The 19,828-nt window shown below is 47.1% G+C and carries 16 protein-coding genes; 11 read left to right on the forward strand and 5 right to left on the reverse strand.

Annotation, left to right across the window (positions count from 1 at the left end; all coding sequences use genetic code 11):
* Positions 1–33: 33 nt before the first annotated feature.
* The 4 genes from D3H65_RS09290 to D3H65_RS09305 all read right to left on the reverse strand — a co-directional run bounded on the left by D3H65_RS09290 (position 34) and on the right by D3H65_RS09305 (position 2,747).
* On the reverse strand, positions 34–438 hold the full coding sequence (locus D3H65_RS09290; RefSeq protein WP_119050042.1) for a VOC family protein: 405 nt from the start codon (positions 436–438) through the stop codon (positions 34–36).
* A 79-nt stretch (positions 439–517) separates the two neighbouring features.
* Positions 518–1,345 carry a helix-turn-helix domain-containing protein gene (locus D3H65_RS09295; RefSeq protein WP_119050043.1) on the reverse strand — a complete coding sequence of 276 codons (828 nt, stop codon included), beginning with the start codon at positions 1,343–1,345 and terminating at the stop codon, positions 518–520.
* A 70-nt stretch (positions 1,346–1,415) separates the two neighbouring features.
* A complete protein-coding gene (locus D3H65_RS09300; RefSeq protein ID WP_119050044.1) occupies positions 1,416–1,847 on the reverse strand; it encodes a DUF6223 family protein in 432 nt (143 codons plus the stop codon).
* A gap of 75 nt (positions 1,848–1,922) precedes the next feature.
* Entirely contained in the window at positions 1,923–2,747 is an 825-nt protein-coding gene (locus D3H65_RS09305) for a helix-turn-helix transcriptional regulator (protein ID WP_119050045.1), read from the reverse strand.
* A gap of 235 nt (positions 2,748–2,982) precedes the next feature.
* Here D3H65_RS09305 and D3H65_RS09310 point away from each other — a divergent pair, with 235 nt between their 5' ends.
* The 11 genes from D3H65_RS09310 to D3H65_RS09360 all read left to right on the forward strand — a co-directional run bounded on the left by D3H65_RS09310 (position 2,983) and on the right by D3H65_RS09360 (position 18,572).
* Positions 2,983–3,597, forward strand: a complete 615-nt coding sequence (locus tag D3H65_RS09310; RefSeq protein WP_119050046.1) for a hypothetical protein — start codon at positions 2,983–2,985, stop codon at positions 3,595–3,597.
* A gap of 11 nt (positions 3,598–3,608) precedes the next feature.
* Entirely contained in the window at positions 3,609–4,364 is a 756-nt protein-coding gene (locus tag D3H65_RS09315; RefSeq protein WP_119050047.1) for a leucine-rich repeat domain-containing protein, read from the forward strand.
* Positions 4,365–4,478: 114 nt separating this feature from the next.
* On the forward strand, positions 4,479–5,087 hold the full coding sequence (locus tag D3H65_RS09320; RefSeq protein WP_119050048.1) for an RNA polymerase sigma-70 factor: 609 nt from the start codon (positions 4,479–4,481) through the stop codon (positions 5,085–5,087).
* A 79-nt stretch (positions 5,088–5,166) separates the two neighbouring features.
* Positions 5,167–6,393, forward strand: coding sequence for a FecR family protein (locus D3H65_RS09325; protein WP_119050049.1), 1,227 nt, complete (start codon positions 5,167–5,169; stop codon positions 6,391–6,393).
* A gap of 247 nt (positions 6,394–6,640) precedes the next feature.
* On the forward strand, positions 6,641–10,057 hold the full coding sequence (locus tag D3H65_RS09330; protein WP_162915515.1) for a SusC/RagA family TonB-linked outer membrane protein: 3,417 nt from the start codon (positions 6,641–6,643) through the stop codon (positions 10,055–10,057).
* A gap of 27 nt (positions 10,058–10,084) precedes the next feature.
* On the forward strand, positions 10,085–11,491 hold the full coding sequence (locus D3H65_RS09335; protein WP_119050051.1) for a RagB/SusD family nutrient uptake outer membrane protein: 1,407 nt from the start codon (positions 10,085–10,087) through the stop codon (positions 11,489–11,491).
* A gap of 36 nt (positions 11,492–11,527) precedes the next feature.
* Positions 11,528–12,001 (forward strand): hypothetical protein, encoded by a 474-nt coding sequence (locus tag D3H65_RS09340; RefSeq protein WP_119050052.1) that lies wholly within the window; start codon positions 11,528–11,530, stop codon positions 11,999–12,001.
* An 18-nt stretch (positions 12,002–12,019) separates the two neighbouring features.
* A complete protein-coding gene (locus tag D3H65_RS09345) occupies positions 12,020–14,026 on the forward strand; it encodes an FAD-dependent oxidoreductase (protein WP_119050053.1) in 2,007 nt (668 codons plus the stop codon).
* Between the two features lie 40 nt (positions 14,027–14,066).
* Positions 14,067–15,290 carry an MFS transporter gene (locus D3H65_RS09350; protein ID WP_119050054.1) on the forward strand — a complete coding sequence of 408 codons (1,224 nt, stop codon included), beginning with the start codon at positions 14,067–14,069 and terminating at the stop codon, positions 15,288–15,290.
* Between the two features lie 19 nt (positions 15,291–15,309).
* Complete coding sequence (locus tag D3H65_RS09355; protein ID WP_119050055.1) at positions 15,310–16,905, forward strand: glycoside hydrolase 5 family protein; 1,596 nt, start codon at positions 15,310–15,312, stop codon at positions 16,903–16,905.
* Positions 16,906–17,441: 536 nt separating this feature from the next.
* A complete protein-coding gene (locus D3H65_RS09360) occupies positions 17,442–18,572 on the forward strand; it encodes a baeRF3 domain-containing protein (protein ID WP_119050056.1) in 1,131 nt (376 codons plus the stop codon).
* Here D3H65_RS09360 and D3H65_RS09365 read toward each other — a convergent pair.
* Positions 18,569–19,732: a bactofilin family protein gene (locus tag D3H65_RS09365; protein WP_119050057.1), complete on the reverse strand. Its 1,164-nt coding sequence runs from the start codon at positions 19,730–19,732 to the stop codon at positions 18,569–18,571. The two genes, D3H65_RS09360 and D3H65_RS09365, sit on opposite strands and share 4 nt — an antisense overlap.
* Positions 19,733–19,828: the final 96 nt, after the last annotated feature.

Genomic DNA, 19,828 nt, shown 5'->3' on the forward strand with positions numbered 1-19,828 from the left:
GTAGCTCAAAACACCCAATTCTTATCGATTGCACTATTGGGAGCCCGGTTGAAATAATTCAATCAGGTTGCCAGAGGGATCTTCGAGCAATACCTGTTTGCCACCAACACCAGTTAAAAGGTTGTTACGGAATTTGGCGCCTGCCTTTTTTAGTTTCTCAATCGTACTTTCAATATCTTCTACCTGTATCTGAGAGCGATTCCAGCCACCGGGCGCAGGCATGGTCCCATCGGGCATAGGCTGTCCGGCGCCACCGGCACCGGGTTGATTAATGAATAATTGCAGATCACCCAGTTGTAAACTGGCAAAACCGGGCTTTACATGCATCTTTACTTCAAAACCCAGCATGCCAGTATAAAAGGCAACGGAAGCATCTACATCATGAACGATATACCGGATAGCCACCACTGCTTTTTCTATGGGAGAATGCTTTTCCATGATCTTTGAATTTTTGTGTCGTACAAGCAGAACTTGTACGTAATAACTACTGCAAAAACTATGCTTGCATGACCTGCTGTTATTCAGTGGAATTCCGGAAAGACTGGGGTGTTTTGCCCACGCTCCGTTTAAAATATTTCACAAAATGGGATGCGTCCATAAAATCCAGCGTCAAGGCAATCTGGGAAACGGTATTGTTGGTGTACAGTAACAGGCGTTTCGCTTCACTGATGATAAATTCGGCCAGTACTTCGGTGGCGGATTGATTAACAGCTTTTCTACAGGCGGCATTGAGGTTTTGGGGTGAAGTATTCAACTGTTCGGCATAGTATTGAACAGCATTTTTTACGACCGTACCAGATTGGAGCAATTCAAGAAAGGACTGGTATAGTTCTGATCGTAATGCGGAAGGCCGGATGACAGGCTTAGCAACTTCAAGCACCTTTGCCAGCAATGCCTTCAATAATCCTTCAATGATTGGAAAGCTGTGATCACTATTGGCGACATACTCTTTTACCAGTAATTGAAACAGCTGATGGATGGTGCTGTTATCGTTGATACTAAGACATGGCTGATTGCTGAGTTTGGCCAACAATAGTTTCAACTCCTTGTCGAGGCTTTTCTCAATAAAGGTTCTTTTGATAATGGCTACAAAGCCAGCCGCTTCTTCTTCCAGGTCAAAATGATGGGTTTGTTCTTTCCGGACAAAGAAAATGACCGGGGGCGTTATTACATATTTACGGGAATCGATGGTATGTGTCCCACTTCCTGCTGAAAGGTAAATGATCTCAAAATAGTTGTTGTGCTTATGGGCGGTGGTTTTCCGGATCTCTTTTTTAAAGGGAGCTATTTTAATAGCTTCTTTGGGCTGTGTTTTGTCCTTAATATCAATGCTGGAAGGGTTCATCCACCTAAAGTTACTAACCCGGCTCCCAAAGACAAAATCGCAACTATTTATGCCTATTAATGAGTCAGACTTACCCTCTTTGGGGGCGAAGCGCCAATCCTCCCAGTGCAGACCCGATCAGCGCCAATACAAGACCCACAATGGCGCCGGCCTTTCCACTACCAGACCCAAACACAGCTCCGGCAGAGACAGACAGGTGTATAAGGCTGAGCACAATGGCTACTGCACCCAGGGATAGGGCAATGATGGCCTGGGTACGCTTATTAGCATTATTACTCACCCTGGCCCTCCACCCTACGACAATACTAATAAGTCCTACTACGGCCCCCGCGAGGGCCCTGGCCCTTCCTGCTGTAATGCCGGTAACACGCGGTGAAGTTCCCTCAGCACCTGTTTGGGAAAATGCATTTTCCGGCAACAAAGACAGACTACCGATCACCAGGCATGTCAACACCAGGTAGAACATATAATTTTTTGTAAACAGCTTATGGCTACAACTCATAGACTTTTTTTTTACAAACCTACGCCCGATAGCGTGGGCAAAATTGTAAAATCGCGACATTATGCGACCTGCTGCTCAGGGGAGGAATTCTTCAAAGGTCCGGTAATCGGCACCTTGCTTTTGATGGGTAAAAAAGGCTTTTGGGTTATACCCGGAAAATGACTGGAAGTCATGAATAAAATGGGCCTGGTCGTAATACCCGCAATCATGGGCCATTTCGGTCAGTGACCTGGGCTGTTTTTCAAAACTCTTAATGACTGCATTGAACCGCGCAATGCGCTGGAATTGCTTGGGACTATATCCTGCATAGTGAATAAACTTGCGCTCAAATTGTCTGCGCGACAAATAACAACTATCCGCCAGCTCCGGAATAGATAAGGTGGCGGATGAAAAAAGGATTTGTCGTATGGAGCCAAAAACAGGGCTGTCTATGTTCTGGCTCCTGGTGAGCCGTTGGAGAATAAACTGGGAAATGAGCCGCGCCCGCTGCCGGTGGTCGGGTGCAGCAAATATTTGTTGTTCCAGCAGTTCACCTTCCCTGCCGAAGAGTGTTGGGGTGTCAACCGTTTGATCGCTCAATGCATGGGCAGGCAAGCCAAAGATGCCTGGAATAGCATAGGGGAACAGGTATACCCCAAACAAACAGAAATCATGGAAAGTAAATAGCTTTTTGAATTGCTGCAGCTGCCCGGAGAGGCAGGAGAAGGAAGTTTTGTGATGTTGACCATCCGATCCATTCATTTCAAATTGTCCCTTGCAGTAAAAGATCCATTCGGGCGAAGGCTCCGCCAGCACCCGGTGATGGAAGGGGTTTCCGGCGGAAGCCGACCCTTCCAACACCCAAAAAAATTGAATGTAGGGAGCAAGTTTAATGGGAGGCGGAATTGTATAATAATTCATACTGAACCGCTGGTGTTAAATGATAGATTTCGAACCGCAATGCTCTGATCATTATGAATGTAGTCATTTTTATCTGATCCTGCTTTCTTCGGGCCTCATTCCTTTCCCGGTCGTATCAATATTATCGCAACAAGATAACTACCTGAAAACCGGTATAAAAAATACCTGTTTACAGGGTATAGGTATATCCACGTACATGCCCTTGCTTTGTGGTCAATTTATAAAAAGACCTCTCATGAGCGCTTTGCAACGTACCACCAGGCAAACTTTCCTGTGCAGCCTCCTGTTGATCGCCGGCCTGTCCGGCGCCCTGGCACAGAAAACACCGGAATTTGTGTATCCGGCCACTCCTTTTAATGAAGCAGAGGCAGCCAAACAAATGGAAGAAGGCACGGCCACCATTGCGGGTATTGCCAAAATAAAAAAGAAAGGCAGGACGTACTTCCCCTGGCAAAAAGACCAGATCAACCTCTTTCCGGCCACAGCCTATATTATGGAGTTTGCAGAGCTGAAGAAAAAGTACACCAAAGGAAAAAAGATCGCCACCATCACCAATGATGCATTCACCTACCGCATAGAAGGGAGAACCACGGATGACAGGGGCAGTTTTGAATTCAGGAACCTGAAACCCGGCAAATATTATATCGTTACCTGGATCGACTATGAAAAGCAATACGAAACCAAGGAACGTACGGGCACGGATTACGCGTTCAACCAATATGGCAATATGGTAGCCTCTTACCCTACCTATACTTACTATACGCATAAGTATACGGTGGAGATGGAAGTATCCGGCATAGTGGAAGTAAAGGCGGATGGAGAAAAAGTAACGGTAGTGATCACCAACTAAACCAGCCAACCATGAAAACATGCATCATACAACTTAGCCTGGCACTAATCTTCACGGGCAGCGTCCTGGCACAGAACGTGAAATTCCTCGACCCCAATTTCAAGAAAGCCTGTATCTACGCCGAAGTAGACCTCAACGGCGATGGAGAGATCCAGGTATCGGAAGCGCAGAAAGTGACGAAACTGTATGTAGACAAACGCAATATCGACAACCTCACGGGTATCAAAAGTTTCACCAACCTCGAAGAGTTTGGGTTTTATTACAATGATATACGCAATGTAGACCTGTCGGGCCTCAAAAAGCTCCGGGCGGTATATGGCTTCTCCACCAAACTGGAGAGCATCAACCTCAAAGGATGCACCAATGTGGAAGGCATCTTTCTCAGTTACAATGCGCTCCACCAGATCGACCTGACGGGATTGACAAAACTGAAGGAACTGGAATTGAGCAACAATATGCTCTTCAAGGTGGACATCAGCAATATGCCCCTGCTGGAAACCTGCAAGTTGAACGAAAATGAGATCAACACTTTTAATTTTGCAGGCTCCAACAATATTAAAGAGTTACAACTGCAAAAAAATAACCTCACCGCATTGGATGTAAGACCACTTAAAGAGCTCACCCTGCTGTGGCTATGGGATAATCGTTCGCTCACCTCCCTGAAGGTGATGCAACTGAGAAAACTGGTGGACCTCAATGCCTGGGATTGCCCGCTTACCAATCTTAACATGAGTGGCTTGGTAAGCCTGCGAAAATTCAACTGGTAGCACCGTACTGGCAGGCAGCTCGTGGACTGTAAAACCGGGTAAAAGCAAATTTCCTGATGGCTAAGGTTTTCATTTGCTATATTTACCCGCCATTATATAGTACCACGCAATTGAATGACTACGATGCTGCCAAAGGAGCAAACATATGGCGAAAGGGAACTGTTTGCCCTGATCTCCCGCAACGATGAACAGGCATTTACAGAGATCTATCTTCGGTATGCCGACAAATTATACCTGCATGTCACCAAATTATTGAAGGAGGATAGCTGGGCCGAAGAGATCGTACAGGATACCTTTGTAAAGCTGTGGCAGGTCCGCGATACACTGGGCGAAGTAGCCAATCCATCGGCCTACCTGTACAAGATCGTGGCCAACCGTACGCTGGATTTCCTGAAACACCGTGCGGTAGAAGTTAAAACACAATACCAGGTGTCGCTGTCTGCAGAATCTGCTGCCAGGAACGACACGCAGGAACAACTGGATTTCCGCATCAGCGAACAATTGCTGAAACAGGCCATGAAAGACCTCACTGCACAAAAGCAACTCATCTTCAGGTTGAAACATGAAGACGGGCATAGTTACGAAGAAATTGCCCGGCAACTGAATCTGTCCAAAAATACCGTCCGCAATCACCTGGCCGAAGCCCTCCAAACGATCCGCACTTACCTGTTAAAAAAAGGTGCTTTCCTCCTCCTGCTCCTGCACTGCTTAAAGAATCTCTAAAAGTTTTTTAAAAACTGCTGGTACATTTTTTCCGCCCGGTCGTCTTACTCAAAGGAATTGCTCATCATATGAAGAAATCATGAATACGCACCAGGATCACCTACACGATTTATGGCGAAAATTTGTTGACAAACAAGCTTCTACACAGGAAGTGGATGAGTTGTTCCGACTCCTGGAACAGGCTGGCAACGACGAGTTGAGCCAATCTTTTTTAGAACAGTATTTTGCTGAACCCATTACCGGAGAAGGATTGGAGAATGAATATTGGCTGAGTAAATTAGCCGAAATAAAGCAGGCAGCAGGAAAGACACCAAAGTCAGGAACACCCATTCGCCACATTCCTTTCCGGAACCGCCCATGGATCCGCTATGCAGCAGCGATCATTATAGTAGCCGGATTAGGATCTTATCTATATACTACGCTTACAAGACCCCACGCTGCAATCACCAGCACCACTACTTCAAAGGCGGATACTGCTTACAATGATGTACTGCCGGGCGGGCAGGGAGCGATCCTTACGCTTGCCGACGGCAAAAAAATTGTATTGGATAGTTTGGGCAATGGCATCGTGGCCAGCCAGGCCGGCACGCAGGTAGCGCTGGAAAATGGCAGCCTTACCTACCATGCGTCCGATACCCGCACGGTGAGCTTTAATACGATGTCCACACCCAAAGGCCGGCAGTTCTTATTGTTATTACCCGACGGCACAAAAGTGTGGCTCAACGCTGCCTCCAGCATTACCTACCCTACCGCATTTATCGGGAAGGAGCGAACGGTAAAAATGACCGGCGAAGCTTATTTCGAAGTGGCGAAGAATCCTCAGCAGCCATTCAAAGTAAACATTCATGATACAGCGGAGATCGAAGTGCTGGGCACCCACTTTAATGTGAATGCCTATGCCAATGAAACGGGTATCAAAACAACGCTGCTGGAAGGAAAGGTGAAGGTCGTGAATCGGCAATCAGCAATCGGCCATGCGGCTGCACAACAATCGGCTACTCTTACGCCGGGTCAGCAGGCCCGGTTAAGTAATAATCAATTATCAGTCATCGATAATCCCGACATTGACCAGGTAATAGCCTGGAAGGAAGGCATCTTCAACTTTGAAGGGGCAGGCCTCCGGGAAGTGATGAACCAGCTGGAACGTTGGTACGATATCGATGTGGTATATGAAAAGAATATTCCCACCACCCGGTTCTATGGAAAAATAAGCAGAAAAGTCACCTTATCCAGTGTACTGCAAGGTTTGGCCGATGCCAAAGTAAATTTTCGTATCGAAGGAAAACAACTAATCGTAACACCCTAAAAAACGTTTCATGAGTCCCTGACCCTACCGAGGTTGGCTTATAATAAAAACCGGATCCCGTTCGAGCGGGACCCGGCGAATATTTCAGGTTGACCCCAAAGAACAATCATTCCAGACGACCGCCTTTTCATCAACCCAAAACTTTTGCGAAAGTATGAAAAATACTCCTTGGCACCGTTATGTCGGTACCCGACTCTTTCATGACCGGCAACAGCCGTTTCGGTGCATAACCAAAATGCTGTTAGTAATGAAACTAACGATCTTGCTGCTCACCGTTGCCTTTCTCAATGTAAGTGCTACAGGCCTCTCCCAGAATGTCACCATTTCCGGAAAGGATATGCCACTCAAAAAGGTATTTTCCCTCATCGAACAACAAACAGGCTTTGTTGTTTTTGGGCCAGCCTACCTGTTTGAGAGCAAGAAACCTATTTCGCTGGACGTTCAGAACAGGCCCCTGGCCGATGTGTTGGAAATGGCCCTCAAAGGCCAATCACTGAACTTCCGCATTGACCATACAGGCAAAACCATCTTTCTTTCGCCTGCCCGTTCTCCTGGTACGCCTGCCGATCAACCAAAGGAGGCGATTACGCCACCAGCGCTCATTTCTGGTACTATTCGTAATCCATCCGGTGAGCCACTGGCCGATGTCTCTATCCGTGTAAAGGGCACCAATACCGGTACTTCCACCAATGGGCAGGGCCTGTTTACCTTAGGCAACCTGCCAGACAATGCGGTACTTCAGATATCCAGCATAGGTTATGAGCCCATGGAGGTGGGTATCCAGCATAGCCCCGCCGGTGGTTATACCGCCTATGCAGTTAATAAAACACAGGCGTCACTCATCAAGGCTACTACAGGGGAAACCGTTGTTGTAAACATCACCCTGGAACTTAATACTTCCAAACTGGATGAGGTGCAGGTGATCGCTTATGGCACGCAAAAAGCCAAATACATGACCAATGCCGTATCCTCTGTCAAAGCCAGGGACATTGCCAATGTACCCGTGGCCAGCGTAGATGCCCTGCTACAAGGCAGGACTGCAGGCGTACAGGTAGTACAAAATTCCGGTGCACCCGGTGGGGCCGTAACAGTAAGGGTAAGAGGTACCACTTCTATCAATGCCGGCAACAATCCCCTATATGTAGTAGACGGCGTACCTACGGAATCGGGTGACCAGTCTCCCCTGTCATTGGGCACCACCACCAATAGTATCGCCAGTATCAATCCCAATGATATCGAGTCCATCGAGGTATTAAAAGATGCCAGCGCCTCCTCCCTCTATGGGTCAAGAGCCGCCAATGGGGTAGTATTGATCACCACCAAACGGGGTAAAAATGGCCCTCCAACGATCAACTTCAATGTTTACAGGGGGCTTCAGAAAGATATCGTCGACAACCGCCCTAAAAAACTCAACAATCTCCAATATATCGAGCTGATCGAAGAGCAAAGGGCCAATGCCCTCAGCAGTGGCGTAACATCGCTGTATGCATTTGTGATACCTGATAGCGCCACCAATATCAATACCGATTGGCTGGGCGCTGTATTGAGGTCTTCTTCCATCAGCAATTATGACCTGTCCATACGCGGTGGCAATGATAAACTTCGGTATGCCCTGAGCGGTGGTTATTTTGACCAGGAAGGTATCGTGGTCAATACCGGTTTTCAACGGTATAACCTGCGTATCAATACAGACTATGAAGCTACGCCCCGTTTAAAGATAGGTAATAGCCTCTCGCTGTCCCGGTCTACCTTTCAGCGGCTGCCGGGCGAAGACAATGGCCGTTCAGTGGTCAGGGTGTCTGTATACAAAGCTGTGGTGCTGCCCGTCTATAATGGCGATGGCAGCTATTATGTGGGCGATCCGGCAGGTTATATCAATCCGGTGATGGTAGCCAATGGAGATAAAATGGCTACGGGTGTTAATACGGTTATCGGCAATGTATATGCAGAATACAAGGTTTTGAAAGGATTGAACTTCCGTACTTCCTGGGGCATTGATTTCAGTGGCCTGAAAGACGATTATTACCAAACCGCCACCAACCTGAGCCAGGCTTCCGGCGCTGCCAATTATGCCCAGCGCCTCACCACCATCAACGAAAACACCTTGCAATATAAGGGGGCTGTAAAGGACCATCATTTTAATGCACTGGTAGGTTACAGTGTGCAGCAAAGACGCACAGAGACCATGCGCGAAAGCGCCATGAATTACAGCACGGGCAGGATCACTACGCTCAATGCTGCAGGCACCCTCTCCGGCGCCTATTCCTACAAAAGCGCCAGCGGTATCGAATCCATGTTTTCGCGTATCGGATACGATTATAATAACAAGTACCTTTTAGAGCTTAGTTTGAGAAATGATGGTTCTTCCAAATTCGGAAAGAACAACAAATATGCGCTCTTCCCGGCAGCCTCCATCGGCTGGCGATTGTCGGATGAGGCATTTCTGAGAGATGTGAAAATGCTCAGTGACCTGAAGCTCCGGGCAAGTATCGGCAAAACAGGTAATGACAATATCGGCGATTTTCAATCACAGGGCGTCTATTCCACCAACAGCAATTACAATGGCTATCCGGGTATTGCCCCCAACGACCTGCCCAATGAAGACCTGAAATGGGAAACGACCACCCAGTATAACGCAGGGTTAGACGCCTCCTTTTTTAATGAACGATTGAGTATTTCAGTAGATGCCTACATTAAAAAAACAAAAGACCTGCTGCTGAATGTCATATTGCCTTCTTCGGCGGGCATTAAGAACACGCTGCAAAACGTAGGCAGTACGGAAAACAAAGGGATTGAACTGAGCATCCATTCCACCAACTTCTCCTCCCGTAAATTCAAATGGACCACCAATTTCAATATCTCCTTTAATAAGAACGTGATCACCGGTCTGGCGGGTGGCGGACAGGAGATCATCCTGAGCAATGGCACTACCGGCCAGGGTGGAAGTAACCCTCTTAGTATACTGAAAGTAGGCGATGCCATTGGTTCGTTCTATGGCTGGCATACTTCGGGTGTATATGCTTACTCAACCGACAACAAGAACGGCGTCCGCGACCTCAGCAGCACGGGTTACCTGTTCAGGAGCGGTGATGAGATCTTCCAGGATAGAAACAGCGATAATATTATTGACAATAACGACCGGGATATTATCGGCCGGGCCCTGCCCAAATTCACCGGCGGCTTTGACAACAGCCTCTCCTATAAAAGATTTGAGCTGAACGTATTTACACAGTTCTCTTATGGCAATGAGTTGTACAATGCCACCAGGGCCATGCTGGAAAACATGTACCAGTTTGCAGCAGCGGGCACCAGGGTATTGAACCGGTGGCGGAAGGAAGGCGACATTACCGATGTACCCAGGGCCGATCATGGTGACCCCGGCAATAACAGAAGGGCTTCTGAACGATGGATAGAAGATGGCTCCTACCTGCGTATTAAGACGGTGACCCTGAGCTATAACCTGCCGGTACCCCTTACGAAGAAAATGAAAATACGCAGCCTGCGGGTGTATGCCACAGCCCGGAATTTGTTAACCCTGACCAGCTACACCGGCTGGGATCCTGAAGTGTCTGCCTTTGGCGCTTCGGTTACCGACCTGGGTATTGACTATGGCAATTATCCGCAGTACAGGACATTTATCCTGGGCGCTACCCTGGGCTTATAACAGGTCATTCATCACAAAAAACGATTTATGAAACGGAAACTAACTTATATATTAATTACCCTCTCCACCATAGGTACCTTCTCCTCCTGTAAGCGTGTCATTGACCTGACACCTGAAAGTGCAATCTCTGCAGCCAACGCGCTGACCAATGCCGATGCTGCGCAGGCAGCCATCATTGGCTGTTATGACGGATTGCAAAGCCTGCCACGTACCTTTTTGATCTGGGGCGAAGGCAGGACGGATGTATATGGTCCCAGCGATCTATCGGTAGTGGAACAATTGCAGTTGATCAACGGCAATGTCAATTCCAATAATTCACTGTGCGCCTGGGGCGATGCTTATACCACCATCAACCGGGTAAACAATGTATTGAAATACGTGCCCAATATTCCTGCCTTTGCCACCAAAGAAAGTATACTGGGCGAAGCCTATTTTATCAGGGCTTTATTGTATTTCTATTTGGTAAGGACCTTTGAGCATATACCCCTCATTACAGAACCTTACTATTCCACTTCGCAGGACTATTTCCCCAAACAGGCTGATCCGGCTGCTGTATATGCCCAGGTATTGTCTGATCTTCTGGCGGCCGAAACCCGCGTACCCGATACCTATTCTCTTTTGATAGATACCAAGGGCCGGGCTACCAAGGGCGCTGTAAGGGCGGCCCTGGCCGACTACTATATGTGGAAGAAACAATACCAGCAGGCACTGGATATATCTGCTAAGATCATTACAGGCAGTCCCGCCAACTATACCCTGGTGCCAGGCGCCAGTTATAGCAACATCTTCCTGACTAAAAACACGACCGAGTCCATCTTTGAACTACAATTCAGCAATGGCACCAATGAAAATGGGAATACACTGATCGGTTTCTTTCTGCCTGTAGGCCAAACCTCCCCTACTGCCTATCCGGGCGGCAACTGGCTGGTGGCCCCTTCTCAGAAACTAAAAGATGCTTTCGAACCCGGCGATCTGCGAAAGAATGGCACCTACCTGAATACCGGCAGCCCTGCCACTCCCTGGAGGGATGTCAACAAAGACTATGGCGCCAAATACGTGGGCACCGTAACAGGCAGCCAGCGGTTTAACGATTGCAATTATATCCTGTACAGACTGGCAGACATCATTTTACTGCGGGCAGAGGCTTATAATGAACTGACACAAACAGGCAATGCCATTATTGAACTCAATAAGATACGGACCCGCGCAGGGCTGGGCGCCACCAAGGCTACTACCCAAGACGATGTAAGAGTAGCCATTGAGAACGAACGGCTGAAGGAACTGGCTTTTGAAGGCAAACGGTATTTTGACCTGTTACGCAGTGGTCGTTATGCCACCGTCACCGGTAATACCAATCCCGATTGGGTAAGGTGGCCCATTGCCAGCAATGAGTTACTGATCAACACCAACCTGGACCAAAACCACGGCTATTGATCTTATTAGCTATTCTTAATTGCCAAACTTAGACACATGAACAATAAGTTATTTTCTATCATACTATGCTTCCTTACAGGTTGCCTGTTGGCAAGCACTTCCTGCAAAAAAGATGATCCCACCTATCCGGATGCACCCAAGCGGGTATATACCGTCAACAAAGTACCGGATGGTACGGTAACGTTTACCAACTCGGCCGCCGGCAAGAAAAATACCACCGGTGTAGCCAGGGTATATCTAAACCAGTTGTATACCAGTGATGTCAATGTGTCCTTTACATTAACAGGCACTGCAACGGCTGGCGTGGATTATACCCCTCCGGCCCCGCTCAACGTTACCATTCCCGCCGGCAGCTGGTATGCCGAGATCAATATTGTGGGGTTGAATAATCCCCTGCAAACCGCTAAAAAGACGGTCATCATTACCTTAACTGCAGCCACAGAAGGATTTGAGATCGGACTGGGCTATGCGAATGCTTATGGTGTCTTTACCTATACTATTAACCCCTAATTCAAACCCAACGACAACATGAGATCTTATTTCATTGCTTTATTGTGTGCGCTGGCGGTTGGCAGCATAGGTTTTGCGCAATCAAACAAAGCCCCGCTTACTGCTGACATTTGCATATATGGCGGAACAGCCGCTGGCGTCATAGCAGCCTATACTGCCCAGCAGATGGGAAAAACTGTTATTTTAATTGAGCCGGGAAGACACCTGGGCGGCATGACCTCAGGTGGATTGGGCTATACTGATATCGGCAACAAATATGTAGTAACCGGCCTGGCAAGGGATTTTTACCGCCGTATAGGCACGCACTACGGAAAATTTGAGCAGTGGGTCTTTGAGCCCAAAGTGGCAGAAGGCATTCTTAATGACTATGTAAAACGGGCAGGTTTCCCGGTGCTGTTTGAGAACAGGTTGGTAAAGGTCATCAAGGAAAACAACCGCCTGCAAGCAATCACCCTCGAAAACAGTTACCAACCTGGTACAGTTTCCCATCAAACAGTGCGGGCCAAGGTATTTATTGACTGTTCTTATGAAGGCGACCTCATGGCCCGTTCGGGTGTTACGTATACCGTAGGACGGGAAGCCAACAGCCAGTATGATGAAACCATCAATGGTGTGCAGTTAATGAATGGCCATCAGTTTCCGGATGGTATTGATCCTTACGTGGTACCCGGCAACCCGCAATCGGGTTTATTATGGGGCATCAGCAAAGAGGTGCCCAGGGACAATGGCATGGGGAATAAAATGGTGCAGGCTTACAACTTCCGTATTACGCTCAGCAATATTCCCGAAAACCGGGTGACTATTACCAGGCCGCTCAATTATGATCCTGCAAAGTATGAATTGCTGCTTCGCCTCAAGGGAAAACAACCCTGGAAGGCACTTACCGATGTATTTATCTGGAGTTTGATGCCCAATGGGAAAACGGACATTAACAACAAGGGCGGTTTTTCTACGGATATGATCGGCATGAATTGGGAATACCCGGATGCTGATTATAACAAAAGAGCACAGATATGGAAGGCGCATGAAGACTATACCAAGGGGTTACTGTATTTTATTGGCAACGATAGCCGGATACCTGAATTTATCCGGAATGAGATGCAACAATGGGGGTATCCCAAAGATGAGTATACGGATAATGGTAACTGGTCTCATCAACTGTACGTGCGTGAGGCCAGGCGCATGGTGGGTGAGCTGGTAATGACAGAGCACCACTGCCAGGGAAGGGAAAAGGTAAAAGATGGTATAGGAATGGCTGCCTACGGCATGGATTCCCATAATTGTGAAAGGCTCATCATTAATGGACAGGTAAAAAATGAGGGCAATGTGGAAGTACACGGCTTTGCACCTTATGCCATTTCGTACAGGGCCATTATTCCCCGGCAAAAAGAAGCCAACAATCTATTTGTACCGGTTTGTTTATCGGCATCCCATATCGCTTATGGTTCTATCCGTATGGAGCCTGTATTCATGGTGCTGGGCCAATCTGCTGTTGTAGCTGCCTGTCAGGCGATCGATAAAAAAATACCTGTTCAGCAGGTAAATGTCCAGGAGGTCCAGGCCATATTGAAAAACAATCCACTGGCAGACAAGAGCACGCCGGAGCTATTGGTAGACAATGACAATAAAGATCTTGTTCAGATAACAGGCAATTGGAAAACAGAAAACCACGGCGGTTATGGTCCAACTTACCTGACTACCGATGCCGGCAACAACACCACTGCCTCAGTGAGGTTTACAGCTAAGGTTACCCAAAGTGGCGACTATCGCGTCTATACCTATTTTCCCAAAGTGTCCAATCCTTCCACTAAAACAAGCATCACCGTTTATGCCGGAGGGAAGGCAACAGAAAAAATCATCAACCAATCAGACCTGCGGGTAGAGGGACAAACATCGGGAGAATGGATATTATTGGGCACTTACCAGCTGGCGGCAGGTCAGCAAACATATGTAGAGGTCGCTGCTAAAAACGCCAATGGCGCCATAGTAGCAGATGCCGTGCTTTATGTACCTGTTCCAAAGTAGTACTTTAATCCTGCTCACCTAAACCAGTTCTATCACTTCCATGGAAAATAAAACGAAGCTATTAAGTGCTGCTGTCATTGTAGCATCCTTAGGCTATTTTGTAGACATTTATGACCTGTTGTTATTTAGTATTGTTCGCGTACCGAGTTTGCAATCGTTGGGGCTGACTGGTGAGGATATAACAAAGAATGGCATCTTTCTTCTGAATGTTCAAATGATCGGGTTGCTGGCAGGAGGTATATGCTGGGGTATTTTAGGAGATAAGAAGGGACGTTTATCGGTATTATTCGGATCGATCTTTCTGTATTCCATTGCCAATATTGCGAATGGGCTTGCTTACTCGGTAGGCAGCTATGCTGTATGGCGTTTCATTGCAGGGTTTGGTCTGGCAGGAGAACTGGGTGCGGGCATTACGCTGGTAGCCGAGATCATGCCCAAAGCCAAACGTGGATATGCTACCACTATTGTGGCCACCGTAGGCGTGAGCGGAGCAGTTGCGGCCTTCTTTATTGCACGGTGTTTCGACTGGCGCACCTCTTACTTTATCGGCGGTGGTTTGGGGCTATCATTATTGCTGCTACGCGTGGGCGTTGTCGAGTCGGGTATGTTTGGAAAGGCCAGGCATAGCCAGGGTCGCCGGGGTGATTTCTTCTCGCTGTTCACCAACAAAAGCCGTTTTTATAAATACCTCCAATGCATCACCATAGGTATTCCCCTGTGGTTTGTAGTTGGTATATTGATCACCCTTTCTCCGGAATTTGGCAAAGTGTTGGGCATACAGGAGGCGGTCGATGCGGGCGTTGCTGTGGCCTGTTGTTATGGCGGCCTCGTGGCAGGCGATATTGTAAGTGGGTTACTTAGCCAATACCTGAAAAGCAGGATCAAGGTGGTTTATGCCTATCTTTTTTTATCGATTGTTTTTATAGCAGCTTACTTTTTACTACATGGCATCAGCCTGTTTGGATTTTATACGATCTGTTTCCTCCTCGGTTTTTCAGTAGGCTACTGGGTCATTTTTATGACGATCGCCACCGAACAATTTGGCACCAATATACGGGCAACAGTCACCACTACTGTACCCAATTTCGTGCGGGGGTCGGTAGTGCCGCTCTCCCTGCTTTTTCAGTATTTCAAACAGCTATTCAATGATTCCCTGATCTATGCAGGTATTGCCGTAGGCCTGATATGCCTTGGATTGGCATTCTGGGCTTTAAGCAAAATGCAGGACACTTTTTCTAAGGACCTCGATTATCTGGAAGAATAACCTCAATAAAAATTAAACCATGAACATAATCATACGCCTTTTCCTCCTGGTTGTAATTTGTAATTTGTCAACCATTCCTGTGGCTCTTTGCGGGCCAGCCCATACAAAAACAGCAATCAAAAAAGATACCGGGGATATATTAACTATTGTGCAAACCGTTACCGGGAATATTTTTTATGCACAGGAGCAAAAAACGTTTGTCATCAATACCAATGCAGATTCGATCGTATGGTCGTATGCTGATTACTGGAATCGTCCGGTATCCGCTGGCAGGAGTGTCGTTGTGAACAATACGGTTAGACTTACGCTCAACCCCAGTAAACCAGGCTGGTACAAGCTGGTCATTAAATCAAGAAAAAACGGGAATACGCCTCTCACCAAAGAAACATCTTTTGCTATTGTTTCGGCTTTCGACCTGAGTACCGTCACTGAATCACCTTTTATGGTGCAAACCCATGCCTGGCAATCGACCGATACGCTGATACCTATTGCTAAAAGAATGGGCGTTAAATATGTGAGGGATGTGATACGGTGGGAATGGATAGAGCTTGCCAAACAGGTGTATACATTTGGTGCAAAACAGGACAGCTTCGTTGCACAGCTGGCAAGCAACCACCTGAAGTCTTATCTTACCCTGGCATTGTACAATCCGCTCTATGACAGCGGCAACGCACCGGTAAGCCCGGAAGCAAGGCTCGCCTTTGCACAATATTGCCAACAGGTGTTGACCAGGTATCCTGCTATACAGCAGGTAGAGATCTGGAACGAGCCGGATATAGGCACTTTTTCAAAGGGACTCACAACAGAAGCGCAGAAGGCCAATTTTTATTTCAATTTGCTAAAAGCTTCGTATGAGCTGCTCCACCCGCTGTTCCCGCAGGTTAAAATAACCGGGTTTGTAGTAAGTGACGTGGCATCCAACGCATTCCTGGATTCTATTTATAAACAGGGTGCTGTGAATTATATGGATGAATACGCCTTTCATTATTATAATGCTGTTCCCGAAAATATAGGGAACGAAATTACCCGGCATCGAAACATCATGAAATCCTGGAACAATGATCAAACGGTCCCTTTGAACCTCTCCGAAACAGGGTTTACTACTGCCAGCACCTCTGAAAAAGACCAGGCAAATTACCTGCCCAGGAGGATCGTGCATGCTTTGGCCAATGGTATCAGCAAGGTAAGTGTTTATAATTTGCAGAATAAGAATACACTCAATGATTCCGAAGGATCTTATGGGCTGATCAGGCATCCTGCTGACAGCAAAGGGGCCTATGTGCCCAAGCCGGCCTTTGTTGCTTATGCCGTATTAACCCGCCAGTTGACAGGCGCCCAATTTGAACAGCAGGAACCCTTTTCCCCGGACAGTGTTTATTCCTTTAAATTCACGAAAGGTAGTGAAGAAATAAGGTGCATGTATTCGATCGCCGGCGCCCGGGTGAAGCTCCATACTTCCGCCAGCATAACGGTCACTGATCTGATGGGTAATCAGCAAACCTATCAGCCTGTCGATGGCGTTGTGTATATTAATCTCGATAAGGACCTGGTGTATGTACACGGCAACCTGACAGCTCCTTATTGGGCCCTTGCCCCCAATAACACGTTCCTTTAGCCTGGATACCCTGTATCAAAAGCGCACAATAGCTGTAGCAATAACGCACAGCTTCGTAAGCAACATCTTTATGCCATGCTATATATCAACCAGATAATGCATGGCATAGGGAGAAGTACTACCATAACCTGACCATTCTCATACAAACCACTGACAACAGTCCTGTATTCCGGCTCCTGTGAGGGAGTATATTTGATTATTCCATTTGGTATTTAATAAATGTTTCTGTCCAGAAATGTGCTTGCATAAAGGATAGAACGGGAATCAAGGCAAAGTTTAGCGGAAAAAATCGAAGCCGGATATTTATCCGGCTTCCTTGTTTTCGAATGTGAGGCGGGTACTATTTAATGAACTGACCAATTTTCCCCAAAATACCTGTACTTCAAGGGAAAAACTATGACATGGATTAGTCCGGACGGTGATGGTTGTCAAAATAAGGATTTACTAAAAGATCCAGGCTTACAGTCAGCCGGAATGATGACCACCATCATTGCCAAATGGCAAAGCAGCTGTTACATTTGGCAAAACTTCCTTACATGAAACAAACAATGATAGGGGGAGAAATAGTTGCTTTAATAGAAAAGAAAAAGGGAATTTGTATATCGATCATCGTTCCCGCACACCGCTTCTCCCCCGAAAAAAGGTCCGATAAAGAACGGCTGGATAAAAGTATTCAACGGGCAATCAAACATTTATTGGATAACTATCCTCCGGAGCAAGTCATTCCCCTGATAGAAGCGATGGATGAGTTGTACCAACAGGTGGACTTTACTCATACTGAGGCAGGTATTGGCTTGTTTGTCAGCCCGGATATTCACCAGCTGGTCTATTTCATTTATCCTGTGAAGGAAAAAATGATGATCGGTGAATCATTTGATATCAGGGATCTGCTGTACCAGGATTATTATTCCCGGGTTTATTTTGTTTTGATGCTTTCGGAACAAGGAGCTAAACTATTCCAGGCACGGTTAAATAAACTGGAGGAGGTACACGATAGTCATTTCCCGCTTACCAACGAGGATGAATATGAGTACCAGCGGCCTATCTATGGATCAGCAGGGGGAAAGACCACTTTTATCAAAGCGATTGAAAGGGACAAATCGCAGCTGGAAGAGATACGATATACTCAATTCTTAAAAAAGGTAGTTGAAGGTTTGGATAACAACCTGACCCTGGATACGCCAATGATCGTAACCGGTACAAAAAAGGATCTGGGATACTATAGTAAAGTGACTCATCATACTGATCATGTGTTCGGCCTTTTACCTGGAAACTTTTCACATCTTTCTCTCAACGAGTTGGGAGCACTGACCTGGCCAATTATGAAATCGTTCCTGGATGATTGGAAACAACAACAGGTCATAGCTTTGCAGGAAACACATGGTAAAGCACATGTACTTACCACCTTACAAGATATCTGGAAGGCGGTACAGGAAGGAAGGGGAGCAAGATTATTGGTAGAAAAAGATCTTTCCATACCCGCCTACCTTTCTAATGATAATGGTTATCAATTACATTTGCATCCTCCCAAGGGAAGACACCGGATATTGCCAGATGTAATTAACAGTCTGATGGAGACTGTACTGGCAAAACATGGAGAGGTTATTATGCTGGAAAACGGGTTCCTGGAAAACTTTCAACGAATGCTCCTGGTTACCCGGTATTAGGTTCGTCTGCGCCACCTGATATTGATCAAAACAGCGCCTGAGGTCAGGCATACAGACATTATCAAGAGGAGCCAGCCGAAGAAGGGAGAAAAGCTCAGGATCTTTAGCACCATAAAGGCGACCAATGCGGTAAAAACCATCCTCCAATAGCCCCAATTACTTTTAGCCCGGGCATTTAACCAGTTGGCTCCCACTACGGCAGTAATAACGGTGGCCAGGAGGACACATAATAAATATACTCCAATAAGAATGATTCCAACTGGTACACCTATTACTGAGGCAAAAGCCAGGAGAGCAGCAACCGGAACACCGATCCAAAAACCGATGCCAAAGCCTATTGCTTTCCAAGGTGTTAACCAAACGGTATTGCCAGCTCGCACCATTGTGGAAGAAAACAAATATTGAAGGATCATGATCATTAATAATACCATGCCTGTATACCAAATTAACCCGGCAATGGTGGAGAACCCCAGAAAATACCACCGTCCGACCTGAATGCGCAGCGATGGGTCGAACACCGCTTTCCCACCCCGCAACGCGTGTTTGAAGTCAACATCGTTGTCATTTGCCAACCAATAGCGCACCGAACTCCGGAAAATAGCCTGGTTACCAATAAGTATCCTGTTACCGGAAACGAGGACAGCCGGGCCGCCAATCTCTCCATTTACTTGTATTTTTTCGGCACGGCAATCAATGCCTTTGGCTACCGAACCATTGATCACCAGGAGGCCGGAGGTACTTTGAACTGTTCCGGCCACCTGCCCGTTCAGGATCACATCTCCTCCGGCAGCCAATATATTGCCCACGGAGGCCCCTTGATCTATCGTAATGGTCCCTCCTGTTACTGCCACATCGCCAATAACCTGTTTTAGCACATGGATCTCGCCACCAGCACACCGGATATCATCCCCAACCGGTCCTTCAAAAACAACTTTGCCACCCAACACCAGTACATCACCGGTCACCGAATCGGTTAAATGAACAGTACCTCCGGCAACCACCAGGTCACCATGTACAGGCGCTTCCACCAGGACATTTCCGCCGGCTATATAGGTATCCTGCCAAACAGGGGCTTTCACCGTTACCGACCTGCCCAGGTACGTTTGCGCTGTTGCCGGTACGCTAGCCAATGCCAGCATGATCCCCAACAATTGTTTCATGGAAAAAAGTTTTAGTGTATTGAAATACAGAGGCTATTGATACTGAATGAAGACAGGCCGGGGCTAGAGCTACACGCCAGCGGAGCCATAAACTAT

The organism is Paraflavitalea soli, assembly GCF_003555545.1.
Taxonomy (GTDB): Bacteria; Bacteroidota; Bacteroidia; order Chitinophagales; family Chitinophagaceae; genus Paraflavitalea; species Paraflavitalea soli.

What these genes read in the sequence shown, in the direction of transcription:
- D3H65_RS09290 (WP_119050042.1), bottom strand. Translation starts at nt 438, where the DNA reads ATGGAAAAGCATTCTCCCATAGAAAAAGCAGTGGTGGCTATCCGGTAT.
- D3H65_RS09295 (WP_119050043.1), bottom strand. Translation starts at nt 1,345, where the DNA reads ATGAACCCTTCCAGCATTGATATTAAGGACAAAACACAGCCCAAAGAA.
- D3H65_RS09300 (WP_119050044.1), bottom strand. Translation starts at nt 1,847, where the DNA reads ATGAGTTGTAGCCATAAGCTGTTTACAAAAAATTATATGTTCTACCTG.
- D3H65_RS09305 (WP_119050045.1), bottom strand. Translation starts at nt 2,747, where the DNA reads ATGAATTATTATACAATTCCGCCTCCCATTAAACTTGCTCCCTACATT.
- D3H65_RS09310 (WP_119050046.1), top strand. Translation starts at nt 2,983, where the DNA reads ATGAGCGCTTTGCAACGTACCACCAGGCAAACTTTCCTGTGCAGCCTC.
- D3H65_RS09315 (WP_119050047.1), top strand. Translation starts at nt 3,609, where the DNA reads ATGAAAACATGCATCATACAACTTAGCCTGGCACTAATCTTCACGGGC.
- D3H65_RS09320 (WP_119050048.1), top strand. Translation starts at nt 4,479, where the DNA reads ATGACTACGATGCTGCCAAAGGAGCAAACATATGGCGAAAGGGAACTG.
- D3H65_RS09325 (WP_119050049.1), top strand. Translation starts at nt 5,167, where the DNA reads ATGAATACGCACCAGGATCACCTACACGATTTATGGCGAAAATTTGTT.
- D3H65_RS09330 (WP_162915515.1), top strand. Translation starts at nt 6,641, where the DNA reads ATGAAACTAACGATCTTGCTGCTCACCGTTGCCTTTCTCAATGTAAGT.
- D3H65_RS09335 (WP_119050051.1), top strand. Translation starts at nt 10,085, where the DNA reads ATGAAACGGAAACTAACTTATATATTAATTACCCTCTCCACCATAGGT.
- D3H65_RS09340 (WP_119050052.1), top strand. Translation starts at nt 11,528, where the DNA reads ATGAACAATAAGTTATTTTCTATCATACTATGCTTCCTTACAGGTTGC.
- D3H65_RS09345 (WP_119050053.1), top strand. Translation starts at nt 12,020, where the DNA reads ATGAGATCTTATTTCATTGCTTTATTGTGTGCGCTGGCGGTTGGCAGC.
- D3H65_RS09350 (WP_119050054.1), top strand. Translation starts at nt 14,067, where the DNA reads ATGGAAAATAAAACGAAGCTATTAAGTGCTGCTGTCATTGTAGCATCC.
- D3H65_RS09355 (WP_119050055.1), top strand. Translation starts at nt 15,310, where the DNA reads ATGAACATAATCATACGCCTTTTCCTCCTGGTTGTAATTTGTAATTTG.
- D3H65_RS09360 (WP_119050056.1), top strand. Translation starts at nt 17,442, where the DNA reads ATGAAACAAACAATGATAGGGGGAGAAATAGTTGCTTTAATAGAAAAG.
- D3H65_RS09365 (WP_119050057.1), bottom strand. Translation starts at nt 19,732, where the DNA reads ATGAAACAATTGTTGGGGATCATGCTGGCATTGGCTAGCGTACCGGCA.